The sequence below is a fragment of the Buttiauxella sp. 3AFRM03 genome (assembly GCF_003675305.1).
Taxonomy (GTDB): Bacteria; Pseudomonadota; Gammaproteobacteria; order Enterobacterales; family Enterobacteriaceae; genus Buttiauxella; species Buttiauxella ferragutiae.
Genome location: NZ_CP033076.1, coordinates 204591 through 216923, shown reverse-complemented (window position 1 = coordinate 216923; position 12333 = coordinate 204591). Strand labels below are relative to the sequence as shown.

General features: G+C 56.6%; 6 protein-coding genes and 1 pseudogene. 3 read left to right on the top strand and 4 right to left on the bottom strand.

From position 1 onward, the window contains the following. Positions 1–303: 303 nt before the first annotated feature. From D8682_RS02260 to D8682_RS02245, 4 genes and pseudogenes are all read right to left on the bottom strand, one after another. Positions 304–3990: pseudogene (locus tag D8682_RS02260) on the bottom strand (RHS element core protein); the annotation flags it as partial. Between the two features lie 56 nt (positions 3991–4046). After that, positions 4047–6155 (bottom strand): type VI secretion system Vgr family protein, encoded by a 2109-nt coding sequence (locus tag D8682_RS02255; protein ID WP_121813397.1) that lies wholly within the window; start codon positions 6153–6155, stop codon positions 4047–4049. Positions 6156–6447: 292 nt separating this feature from the next. Then, positions 6448–7887 (bottom strand): aldehyde dehydrogenase, encoded by a 1440-nt coding sequence (aldA, locus tag D8682_RS02250; protein ID WP_121813396.1) that lies wholly within the window; start codon positions 7885–7887, stop codon positions 6448–6450. A 214-nt stretch (positions 7888–8101) separates the two neighbouring features. Continuing rightward, positions 8102–9046 (bottom strand): sugar-binding transcriptional regulator, encoded by a 945-nt coding sequence (locus D8682_RS02245; protein WP_121813395.1) that lies wholly within the window; start codon positions 9044–9046, stop codon positions 8102–8104. Between the two features lie 211 nt (positions 9047–9257). Between D8682_RS02245 and D8682_RS02240 the strand changes: the two genes are divergently transcribed. Genes D8682_RS02240 through D8682_RS02230 form a run of 3 tightly spaced genes read left to right on the top strand, consistent with a single transcriptional unit; the run spans position 9258 to position 12332 of the window. Further along, entirely contained in the window at positions 9258–10199 is a 942-nt protein-coding gene (locus D8682_RS02240) for a D-ribose ABC transporter substrate-binding protein (RefSeq protein ID WP_121813394.1), read from the top strand. Between the two features lie 13 nt (positions 10200–10212). Then, a complete protein-coding gene (locus tag D8682_RS02235; RefSeq protein ID WP_121813393.1) occupies positions 10213–10815 on the top strand; it encodes a DUF2291 family protein in 603 nt (200 codons plus the stop codon). Continuing rightward, positions 10815–12332: a sugar ABC transporter ATP-binding protein gene (locus D8682_RS02230; protein ID WP_083963394.1), complete on the top strand. Its 1518-nt coding sequence runs from the start codon at positions 10815–10817 to the stop codon at positions 12330–12332. The genes D8682_RS02235 and D8682_RS02230 overlap by 1 nt, the downstream gene beginning before the upstream one ends. The last annotated feature ends 1 nt before the right edge of the window (position 12333 follow it).

Sequence of the window (12333 nt, the reverse complement as noted above, 5' to 3'; positions counted from 1 at the left end):
AGCTTTAGGGTCTCTAAATTTCAGCCCACATGTCGCACTTGCGCGTGCGCCAACAGCAGCAACTGGAATGCTGCCAAGCCCACTAACACCTGTATTTTCATTAGCTGAAACAGATCCTGATACACCAGTACCTAACGCAGCTGTTCCAGATGCCCGACACTCTCTTGACATAGGATTTGGTGGTAAAAATGGCGCCATAGCTTTACTTATTTCCTCCGGAGAATCCCCATGCCCAGTCATCCATTCACCCAGAGAAGCTCGTTCATTGATCCCTGCCCCCATATCAATACCAGTAAATGGTTCTAATCCTAAAGGATCAATATTCTTGTTTGGATTCAGTGGATAAACATACAAATTCATCCCACCCGCCAACCCAATAGGATCCTGGGTAATATACCGCCCCTGTTGCGGGTCATAATAACGGTGGCGGTTGTAATACAATCCCGTCTCCTCATCAGCCTGCTGGCCCGGCAGACGAATGAGCTGTTGCAGATGATGCGGGTTCTCCTCTGCCAGCTGATTGCCCCATTCATCGTATTCGGCCTGCCAGGCTATCGCTCCTGCTTCATCAATCAGTGTCAGCGGCAGTCCCCGGTGGTCGCAGTGGTAAAGATGGATTTTTCTCTCCGGGGTGTGTTCCGGCTCCAGCTGGTTTTCCATCTGCTCCACGCTCAGCCCGCACTGCGTCAGCCACTGGCGGCTCTGGTCACTGAGCTGGCCGCTGCGCAGCTCCCGCTCCAGGTTATCCAGCAGCGTCACCAGTTCCGGCATCAGCACCAGCCCCGCGTCCTGCTGCAGTTTCTCCGCCAGCGTGCGGCGTACGGTTTTTTCCAGCGCAGCTGTTGCCGTCTCCACCCGCAGCAGAGGCGTGAAACTTCCCGGCAGGTACACCGTCTGGATACGTGACTTATCCGTCTGCGTGGTGGTCAGGCGGTCGCCCTCCTGGCCGTACCACACGCTTTCCGCCGGCTCTGTCGGCACGTACCAGCCGCCATCATATGCCTCACCCTGCCACACCTGTTTGCGGATGCGGCGGCCCAGCGGATCATAAGCATAACGGCTCTCTGTCAGCATGTTGCCGTTCTGCATCCGCCGGTAATGCGTCAGCCGGTGCTGGTGGTCATAGCTATAGTGGTGCGTGATGCTGCCCTGCGGGTGGATGCGCCGTTCGTCCTTTTCAGTCAGCCTGCCGTAGCGGTCGTAATGGTAAAAACAGTGCGCATCTTCGCTGATGCGGTTAGCCGGCCAGCTCTGCGGCAGTGCCGGGAAGGTCTTCCTGTCCGCCACCCGGTTGCCCGCCGGGTCGCTCAGGGTCAGTTGCGACAGCGTATGCTGCGCGGAGGTTATCTGTGTGCTGAGTAACCGTCCGGCTCCGTCATACCGGTAATCGCGCTGCTCATGCGCCCCACGGATACCGGTCAGCTGCCCGTCTGCATTCCAGCCGTAATCGCGGTTAAGCTGAGGGAGGCTCAGGTGATGGTGCTGTAACTGCCCGGCGGGGGTCCAGGCCGTTGTCAGTTCATAATCCCCGAAGGTGCGCTGTGTCTCGCGGTGCAGGCGGTCACGGGTGAAATCCATCAGCGGCGAGTCACCGAACTTCATGCCTGCCAGATACCCGCTGCCGTAGGTCAGCCACGCCACCGGCGGCAGGTTATCCGGCTTAAACCGGTTCATCAGCCCCTGCTCACTGTAGGCCTGTTTTGTCTCGTGCTGCCAGAGCAGCGCCTGCGTTGCCGGATCATGCACCGTCTGGCGCTCACTGATAAGCCGCCCCCGGCTGTCGTAACCGTAGTGAACCGCCACCTGCTGTCCGGCGCTGAGATGGCTGATGTCCGCCAGCCAGCCCCGTTCGTTGTAGCCCCACTGTTCTGCCGGTTCGTCATTCACCGTGCGGTGTGTCAGGCGGTCTGCCTCATCGTAATGCCAGTGCGTGACAAGCTGTTCATCTTCGCTGCGGATGAGCTGCCCGGTGGGGCCGTAGTGGTAACGCTGCGTTCTGCCGTCAAAGCCGCTTTCCTGCGTCAGCCGGTCCAGCACATCGTACCCAAAGGTGGTGGTGGCACCGTTCTCGTTCATCAGTGCCGTGACACGCCCGGCCGGGTCGTGCTCCATCCGGCGTGTCAGCCCGCCCTGGGTGGTGCTGACCACGTTACCCCACGCATCATACGCCGTGGTGGTGCGGCGGCCATCCGGGGACATCACGGCGGTGAGGTCACCGGCGACGTTGTATTCATAACGCGTCTGCCTGCCCTGCGCATCCTGCTGACTGACCAGCCTGCCGCGCGCATCGTAAGCCAGGTAGCGGCTGAGGCCTTCTTCCTGATGCACGGCACTCAGTTGCCCGAACCGGTCATATTCATAGCGGGTTTCATAGCCCGAGCAGTCGGTGTACGTCAGAAGCTGGCCGTAGCGACTCCAGCTCATCTGGCGGCTGCCGGTGGCATCGTCGCGGGTGGTCGGATATTCGCTGTGCGGATCATCATAACCATAACGCGTCTGAGTGCCGTCCCGCTGCACTTCGCCGGTCAGCCTGCCGTGCTCATCATAGTCACGCCGGCTTTTCAGGCCGTCCGGGTGAACCGTGCTGGTCAGTTGCTGCTGGCGGTTGTAGTAAAACGCCGTGCGGCGGCCATCCGGGGCGACGGTCTCCGTCAGCTGGCCGCTGCCGGGGCTCAGCCGGTACTGCGTTGTGCGTCCCGCCGCATCCGTCTGCGCCACCAGTCTGCCGGCCGGATCGAACTCGCTGCGGGTGAGGCTGCCGTCGGCAAATTCCTGTTTGACCACCCGTCTCATGCCGCCTTCACCGTCGGTGTGCAGCACCTCGCGGCGGTTCAGGCTGTCGGTGGTGGTGACGCGATTCTGCTCATAGCGGTAGGTGTAGCTTAGCCCTGCGGGGTTGCGCTGTTCCGTCACCCGCCCGTCAGCGTCATAGACATAACGCATCTCCGGGCGACCGGCGTAACGGTGCGCCACCATCCTTCCGGAATGCAGTGCATCATACGTGAAGCCGCGCACGGCGGTGCCGCTGCGGTCGTCCACCCCGGCCAGCTCGCCCCGCGGGGAATAGTGATAGCGCACCAGCGGCTCAGCCGGCAGGTTATCCGGGTAAAGCGGGTCTCGGGTGAGCCACACTTCCGCCAGGCGCACGCCGGTGTCGGTGCCGTAACCGGTGGCGGGCAACGCCTCCGGGAAAGGCGGCTGTTTTTGTTTCCGGGCCTGTTCTGCGCGCTGTGCCTGCGTGGTCAGCACCAGCCGGAAGCGGCGGCCTGCGCCATCGGTGACACCGGTGATGTCACCGCTGAATTCACCGGCAACCTCACGGTGAAAGGTCATCCTGCGCCCGACATTATCCACCAGTCCGGTCAGTATCCGGTACGGCGGCAGCGGCGCGGGCAGCACCTCGTCGACGCCGGGAATACGCTCACACCCGCCGAGCACCCACCACGGCCCCTGCGGGCTGCTGGTGGCGAGGTAGCGATGGGGGCTCAGGCGAAGGTCTTCCGGGAGTGCCCGCCAGAGGGCATACAGCGGGTGGTTATCCTGCAGGGCGGCCACGCCCCCCCGCGCCAGCCAGAGGGATTCACTGCGGCTGAGCGCCACCTCCCCCGGAAACAACGGAGTAAAGTGCAGGCTTCTGCCGCCGTTGTCATTGAGTATCAGGGCGTTATCGCGTATCTGCAGATGCACATCAAAAGGCGCTTTCCAGCCGGGGCCAAACACGCCCACCGGTGCCGGCGTCCGGGTCTGATAACTGCTGTAGGTACGGGAAAGCACCAGCGGCAGCGGCCCCGGCAGGGCAAGGTCGGTTTCACCGGGCAGCACCTTGGCCCCCAGCAGCGGGTTCACCGGGTGGCCGGAGGTTCTGCCGCCCGGGCACACCGAGCAGGCCACCCCGGTTGGCGCGCCAATCATCACCCCTGCGGAGCCCTGAACTATCGGGCCGCCCATTGCCGTCATGTCACCCATCCGTGCCGCGGGTTTACCGGTCATACACAAATCCTTTTGTTTACATGAACTGAAAATTGATGGTTACGCGGGGCTGCCGTTCAGAACTGCCGCATGTCCGGCGGCTGGCTGCTGTCCGCCTCCGGTGCTTCCGGCTGATTGTCCGTCAGACCGCAGTTCCAGTTAATCATCAGGGCATCGCCGCTGACGCTCTGCACACCCTGCAGATTAATGGCGGTGCCGTTGAGGAAGATTTTCCCGTCCTTCGTCAGCACCAGCCTCGCCATCCCGCAGCGCAGTTCCAGATGCTCACCTGCGGAATACACCGCCACCTTGCCGGTGCTCTCGGTGCGGTTTTTACCCACCGTGAAGGTGACATTCTCCCCGACGCTGACGTGATACCCCTTACCGACCACCAGCGATTTCTGTATCCCCACCTGTGAGGACTGCGTCAGCGCCACCGAGGTGTTCATCACGCCCCCGACGGTGGTCTGGTAAGCCAGCCCCACGGTCAGCGCGCGGACAATACCCACCGTCTCCGACTGGTTCTGGCCGACGGTGATACTCTGGTTTTGCCCCACGATTTCTTTCTGGTTTTGCACCACCGTCTGCAGCTGGTTTTGCTTCACGGTGATGACCTGGTTGCCACCGATGGTTTCGCTATGGTTGACTTTCACATCGGTGGTGCGGTTATTGAGCACTTCAGTGTCCATGTTCTTCTGCGCATGGAGGTACAGCTGCTCCGCTGAGGTCGCGTCATCAAAGCGCAGTTCGTTAAACCCGCTGCCCTTGTAGGTTTTTGAGCGGAGGGTCATCTGCGTTTTCGTTCCCGGCAGGTCTCCCGGTGAACCGTTAAATTCATGATAAGTCCGCCCCATCACTATCGGCTGGTCCGGGTCACCGTTGAGGAAATCGACTATCACTTCCTGGCCGACACGCGGTATCGCCAGGTGACCAAACCCGGCACCGGCCCACCCCTGTGACACCCGTATCCAGCACGAGCTGTCTTCCGTGCCGCCGTGATAACGGTCCCAGCGGAATTTCACCCGCACCCGCCCGTGTTCGTCGCAGAAAATCTCCTCCCCCGGCGGGCCGGTCACCACCGCATTCTGCGGGCCATCGACTTTCGGTTTGAAGCGCGGGGCCGGACGCCAGGTGCGTGTGGCGGGCATCACACTGAACTGGTTGATGAGGGTGGTGCCCTCGCCGCGACTGCCATGCAGCGCCTGCGGCTGGTCACCGGTCAGGATACTGCTCACCACCTGCCATTCCCGGTTCTGGGCCTTTATCGGGTGACCGGAAAGGGTGAAACGCACCCCCGGCCATAACGTCGCTGACGTGCTGGTCCCCGTGGCAGTTTCCGCCTGATTGCGGCAGCCCTCGGTTTTGTAACGGGTAAAATCCCGGCCGTGCTGCTCATCCTTGAAACGCCCCGGATAATCATAAATTTCATACTGTGCGCGCTGGCCGTTCAGGCTGTCGGCCTTGTGGTTATACCTCCCCGGCCAGTCCGGTACCTTAAAGGTGTAATCCTGGCTCATGACCGAAGACGGCAGCACGTTCGCTTCGTAACGAAACACGCTGATGCACTCCCTGGTCACGTCCGGGGTATTCGGGTTAAAGGGAAAGGTATTTTCTGCGCGGACCAGTCCAGCTGCGTCATCACACAGCGTCAGTTTCTGCACCTGCGCTGAGGCGTCATCGAAGAAGCTGATGCCTTCCTCGGCCCACAGTCTTGCCAGAAAATCCAGGTCAGTTTCCCCGTACTGAACGCAGAATTCCCGTGCCGGATGGCTCTCATAAAAGGAGGAGGTCCAGTCCGTGACGCCGTTTTCCGCCAGCAACGTGGCGGTGATGGTTCGGATATCCTGCTGCTGAAAAATACGGAAGTTCTGGCGCAGGCCGCAGCGCCACAGGGGAGGATGAATGCGGAAACGGTAGCGCATCTGCCAGCCGTTGTTCTCGCTCATGCCGAAGGTGGCAATCATGCCGCTGACATGGCGCACGGCGGTGGCACCCTGCCAGACCGTCAGCGTGGCATTCTGCTCGAGTAACTGTTCGGCAGTCTGGCGGAAGGAGTCGCTGGCAACATCGACGTCGAGGATGAAGGAGGAGGAATAATGCTGGCGGAGGAAGAAACTCACCACCGCAAAGGTGTCCGGCTCAAGCCCCGCCACCTGTAGCGTAAAACGCAGTCCTTTTACTGACATAATTCTTCCCTGTGCCGACGCGCTGCCGGACAAATGATAAACATGGTTAACAGGTGAAGAAGAATAAGCAGTCTGGTTTTTTATAGTGTGACCGCGGTCAGTTTTTCAGGTTGAAAATCAAAAAATAGACAAAAATATAACTTATATATCAATAGTTTAATTAGTTATAGATATGAATCCAACAAATGAATTCGGGCTGTGAATTAATCGTTTTGACTTAAATCCAAACGGCGGACAAGGAGTCAGGTGCGAGGAGTACAGGGAAGCCGTAGCTTCCCTGTATAACAAATCATTACACCTGCAAATAGACCATTTGCGTTTGCAGATACTCATTCAGTCCGTGGCGGCCATCGGCACCACCAATACCCGATTTACGCCAGCCCGCGTGGAAACCTTGCATTGCTTCAAAGTTTTCACGGTTGACGTAGGTTTCGCCGAATTTCAGCCCTTTAATCGCTTTCATCGCGACATTTAAATCACGCGTATACACCGAGGATGTCAATCCGTAATCGCTGTCATTAGCCATCTCAAGTGCTTGCTCCAGCGTTTCAAACGTCGTGACAGGCAGTACCGGGCCGAAGGTTTCATCGTGCATAATTGCCATTTCCTGGCGCACATCCACCAGCAGCGTTGGCGGGTAGAAATACCCTTTCCCTTCTGGTGCTTTACCGCCCAGCACCACACGCGCGCCTTCGCTGACCGCACGCGCCACTTTCTGCTCGACACGTTCAAGTGCTGCGGCGTTAATCAATGGCCCCATCGAAACATCGTTACGCTCGCCAGTGTCACCAAAACTCACCTGTTTAAAGGCCTCGCTCAGGCGAGTAATAAATTCGTCGTAAATACCCTTTTGCACATACACACGCTCCACACAGTTGCATACCTGCCCGGTGTTGATCATCCGTGAATCAACAATCGCTTTCACCGCGATATCAAGATCGGCATCGTCCATCACAATAGCAGGTGCTTTGCCGCCTAATTCCAGGCACACCTTGGTGATGTTTTTGGCCGCTGCCGCCATGATTTTCTCACCCGCGCCAACGCTGCCAGTCATGCTGACCATCGCCACTTTCGGGTTGCCCGCTAATTCTTGCCCTACCGTTTCACCGCGCCCCAGAACTAGGTTAAACACCCCTTTTGGCAGCCCGATATCGTGGACAATTTCCGCAAAAGCGATAGCGTTGTTTGGCGTGAATTCGCTCGGTTTGATAACGATGGTGTTGCCAGTAATCAGCGCGGGGGCAAGTTTGCGGGCAATCAGGAAGAACGGGAAGTTCCACGGCAAAATACCGGTGGTGACGCCTAACGCTCGTTTAAACACCAGAATATTTTCACCCGGGCGGTCACTTTGCAGAATTTCGCCTTCGTAACGGCGCGCCCACTCGGACATGTAGTCGATATAATCCGCGGTGAAGGCCACTTCCACTTCCGCCAGTTGTTGGGTTTTGCCACCTTCCGCCACAATCAGCGCGCTGATTGATTTCGCTCGTTCGCGAATACCGGCAGAAATTTTACGCAGCCATCCGGCACGTTCAATGGCGGGCAATGCTTCCCAACCCGCTTGCGCTTTTGCTGCCGCGTCAATGGCATCGCGAGCTTGCTGGGCTCCCCCATCAGGAATACGTGAAATCAGTGCTTCAGTAGCAGGATTGATCACATCAATCCACTTATCGCCCTGCCATTGAACAAATTGACCATCAATATACATTGGGTGTTGTACAGGTGCTGTCATGACTGGCTCCTTCGCGTTCACTGCTGTTATGTTTCATAGATGTAAATAGCATGTGAATACTTTAGGTAGCAAAAATAGTCATTCGGGCAAAATGGTCATGTTCTGTGATGGTTCTCAATAAAAACGCCGGAAATAAAACGATTTCGCGGCAACTCAGAAAGTTGAAAATGACCGTTTTCAGCGTGCTCACCTGAAAACGGTCATCAAAGGGGAATTACAGCAGTTGGCTGGCGGTCGGGTAGTCGGTGATCAGCACGTCGATATAGCCGCCGTGTAGTGCACCACGAATGGCATTAGCCTTGTCATTTCCGCCTGCAAGCGCCACTACATGCGGGCAGTCGCGGACCTGGCTGAGCTCCATGCCGATAACCGGGTCTTCTTCTTTGCTCAAAACCGGCTCGCCCTGCGCATTGAAATAATGCAGGCAGATATCCCCCACCGCACCGCGTTCGGCCAGGGTTTTCAGCATCGCTTCGCCATAATAGTTGCCTGAGTTTTTCAGCAGCTGAGACGGCTCAAGCTCACCGATACCGAGAATAGCCACGTCCACTTCGGCGAATTTATTCACCACTTCGGCGACATCATCGCTGGCGACCAGTTTTGCTCGCTCTTCAACGGAATGCTCAATACTTTGCGATGGCAGCAGCCAGGCCGGGCAATCGAGTTGTGCCGCCAGGTTTTGCGTCAGAATGGTTGCTTGCACGTTACCGTTCGGCCCCACGCCGCCGAGCAGTTGAATCACGCCGCGCGCTTTAATGCTCTGCGGGTGCAGCTCATCGACCATCGCACGAATGGTCGAACTCCAGGAAGAGATACCGACCAAATCGTTTGGCCGCAAACGCGTTTCGACATAATGCGCGGCAGCACTGCCAATCGCATGCTTGATTTGCGCGGCGGGTGCCGACTCGTCGACATCCACCACAATCGCCTGGCGAATTCCGTATTTTTTCTCCAGCGCCTGTTCGAGCGAAAGAAAAATATTAGCGGGCTGGATAACACTGATCTTTACCACACCCTCTTTCTGGCAGCGTGTGATGGCGCGTGAGACAAATGACTGCGACAGGTGCAATAACCCGGCGATTTCTGACTGCTTCATCCCTTCTACAAAGTAGAGCGTCGCGATCTTGACCAACAAACGTTGTTCGTCCTGCTTTGACATGAGCGCCTCCTGTTTCTCTACCTGATATTTTTATTCAACCCTGCATAAATAACAAGACAGCATTCCTTTTACCGTTAATTCGTACGATTTGTGATCACATTCGCCTTTTTATCATTTTGATCGATTCCACATGGACAGAACCATAAGCGGGGCATATCGTTACATTGAATAATAAATCATGTTTGAATATATATTCAATGTGGAGATAAAAATGAAATTTACCCTGGTCAAGACCTCACTCGTTGCTGCACTGCTTGCTTCATCTGCCAATCTCTATGCTGCTGATAATGGGCTGATTGCCATTATTACCCCATCGCATGACAACCCATTCTTTAAAGCCGAAGCCGACGGTGCGATGGCGAAGGCAAAAGAGCTGGGTTACACCACGCTGGTTGCCTCTCATGACGATGATGTAAACAAACAAAACCAGCTGATTGAAACCGCTATCGCCCGTAAAGCGAAAGCCATCATTCTCGATAACGCCGGTGCAGATGCCACCGTCGGCCCGCTGGAAAAAGCGAAAGCCGCCGGAGTACCGACGTTCCTTATCGACCGTGAAATCAACAAAACCGGCGTGGCCGTGGCGCAGATTGTTTCCAATAACTATCAAGGTGCGCAGTTGGGTGCTGATAAATTTGCCAAATTGCTTAACGGCAAAGGCAAATATGTTGAACTGCTGGGCCGCCAGTCAGATACCAACGCCCATGTGCGTTCACAGGGCTACCACGACATTCTCGACGACTACCCGGATATGAAAATGGTGGCGCAGCAAACCGCTAACTGGAGTCAGACCGAAGCCTTCACCCGCATGGAGTCCATTTTGCAGACTCAGCCCGACATCGTTGGCGTGATCTCCGGTAACGACACCATGGCGCTTGGCGCAGAAGCCGCCTTAAAAGCCGCCGGGAAAACCAATGTCATCGTGGTGGGTTTTGACGGTAGCGACTACGTGCGCGATTCGATTATCGCGAAGAGCAATATCAAAGCCACCGTGCTGCAACCCGGTTGGGAACAAGCACAAATGGCCGTGGTGCAAGCCGATTTCTACCTGAAAAACGGCAAACCGCAATTGCAGGAAAAACAGCTGATGGACTGCGTGTTAATTGACGACAGCAATGCATCGATGCTGAAAACCTTCAAGCTGGCTAAGTAATCCGGGAGGCTGTATGTCGCTCAAACAATGGGGTATTGGCCTGTTATGTTGCAGTGCCCTGTTGCTCACTGCCTGCCGGGTGGTGGATCTGGATGAAAACGGGCAACCGATTATTCCTGCAGATCCCAATGCGAAAGCGAGTTTCGCCAACCAGACACCCGCGCAGATAGCGCAACAAACCTGGAACAACAAAGTGATGACGCCTGCGCAGACACAAGCGCTGGACAGCAGCGCGCTGAAAACCCGTGCCGCCAGCGCCAATAACGAAAGCGTATTCGTGAAGGTTCAGGGCAAAGTCGACAGCGTGTCTCTGGCTAACGAACGTGAACGCACATTGACCGTCACCGTTAATGATCAGCCACTGCAAGTGCAGGTCGGGCCGATGATTCGTGGTAACGCAATCCGTGATGCGACTGGCTACAAGTTCGAAGATTTCACCAATCAGGTGCAGTTTGCGCAGCTCTCAAAAGCCTACAACCGCGAAGCGGCAAAACACTTGCCGAAAGTTGATGAAAGCTGGCAACAACAACCCATCACGGTGGTGATGGCCGTCACCCTGCGCAACGGTACCTTGAGCGATGCCGCAGCAGTTTCACTGGAACGGGGGCAACCATAATGTCGCAAGATCCGATCATTCTGCGCACCCGTGGCATTTCGATGCTGTTCCCCGGCACCGTGGCGCTGGACAACATTGATTACAACGTCTGGCGCGGCAAAGTGAACGTCATCATCGGTGAAAACGGGGCGGGCAAATCGACGCTAATGAAGATTCTGGCGGGCGTTCAGCAACCGAGTGTGGGTGAAATCCGCCTGAATGGTGAAGTGGTGCAATTTAATAGCACCCGCCAGGCCGCCGCGCATGGCATCGGCATGGTTCACCAGGAGCTGAACCTGTTCGAAAACCTGACGGTTGCCGAAAACATTTTCCTCGGGCGCGAACTGCAACACGGTTTGTCGCCCATTGATGAAGCCACGCAACAGGCACGCAGCGCGGAATTGCTCAAGCGCCTGGATCAGCCGATTTCGCCGAAAGAGATTGTGGCAAACCTGAAAGTCGGCCAACAGCAACTGGTTGAAATCGCCAAAGCACTGGCCGAAGACGCCGACATCTTGATTCTTGACGAACCGACCTCGGCACTCAGTAAAACCGAAGTGGAAATTCTGTTCCGGGTGATTCGCGAACTCACCCGCCAGGGCGTCACCATTATTTATATCTCGCATCGCCTGGAAGAATTAATGGCGATTGGCGACGTGATAACCATTTTACGCGATGGCAAATTCCAGGCCGAAGCGCAGGTGTGTGATATCGACGTGCCATGGATTGTGCGCGAAATGCTCGGCAGCGAACCAGTATCCAGTTTCCTGAAACCCGGTCGCAATTTTGGAGCAGCAATACTTGAGGCCGAACACATCACCTGCGTCAATTCTGCGGGAAACACGGTGGTGAACGACGTCAGTTTTCAGGTACGCGCAGGTGAAATCGTCGGCATTTATGGGCTGATGGGGGCCGGGCGCACGGAATTGTTCGAATGCCTGTTGGGTACACAACGCAATTACCTCGGCAAATTATGGCTCGACAGCAAACCGGTGCCGCCGCGCCTTGCCACCGCCGAACGCATCCGTATGGGAATGAGTCTGGTGCCGGAAGACCGTAAACGTACCGGGATTTTCCCGATATCGTCGGTCGCCAGCAACCTGACGATTGCCAGTTTATGGCGGCGTTTACAGCGTGGTTTTGCGATTTCGCAGCTTGATGAAACGGCGGTGGTGGCCAGCACCATCGGCAACTTATCGATAAAAGTCTCCTCACCTGATGTGGAAATTCAGGCGTTGAGCGGCGGGAACCAGCAAAAAGTGGTGATTGGCCGCTCGCTGTTGACCAACCCGAAACTGCTACTGCTCGATGAACCGACGCGTGGAATCGACGTTGGCGCAAAAGCCGACGTGTTCCGCATGATGGTTCAGCTCTCGGAGCAAGGGATTGCGGTGGTGTTTTCCACCTCCGATCTCAAAGAGATCATGGCGGTTTCCGACCGCATTCTGGTGATGTCAGGCGGGAAAATTACCGCTGATATTCCCCGCGAACACGCCGAAGAATCGGCATTGGTTTCCGCTAGTGCACAAGGGTTCTGAT